At 39.6% G+C, this 396-nt stretch carries 1 protein-coding gene; it reads left to right on the top strand.

What is annotated here, in order from left to right:
- Nucleotides 1-29 precede the first annotated feature (29 nt).
- Nucleotides 30-396, top strand: a 367-nt coding sequence (locus ACWIUE_RS11960) for a hypothetical protein (protein ID WP_454137015.1), incomplete at its 3' end; no start/stop codon positions are given.

Below are 396 nucleotides of genomic sequence, written 5' to 3' on the forward strand. Positions count from 1 at the left end.
TTAAAGTTTGCTTAAAGTAAGATTAAAATTTGCTTAAAGTGGTGTTTTTTGTGGGTAGATTCTGCGGATTTGCAGAATCTAGTGCGTTGTTTTTTTGTTATTGTGAGATTCTGCGGAGTTTGTGCGCCGTCATTGCGAGAAGTTGCGTGTTTAAGGGCGACTTCGTGGCAATCTATATTTTTAAATTTATGGATTGCTTCGTTGTTTTGCCACGCCTCGCAATGACGAATCTAGCGCAGATTCTGCGAATTTCGCGTGAATCGCAGAATCTAAAAATCAAAATCTCGCAGAATCTCCCCAAATCTCCGTTAGATTCTGCGTTTCGCAAGATTTTTGCGAAATTTACGCAAGTTGCGCTTTTAGCATCCAAATCTCTTTTTCTAGCTTCGCAACAAT

Source organism: Helicobacter sp. 23-1045 (assembly GCF_053654655.1).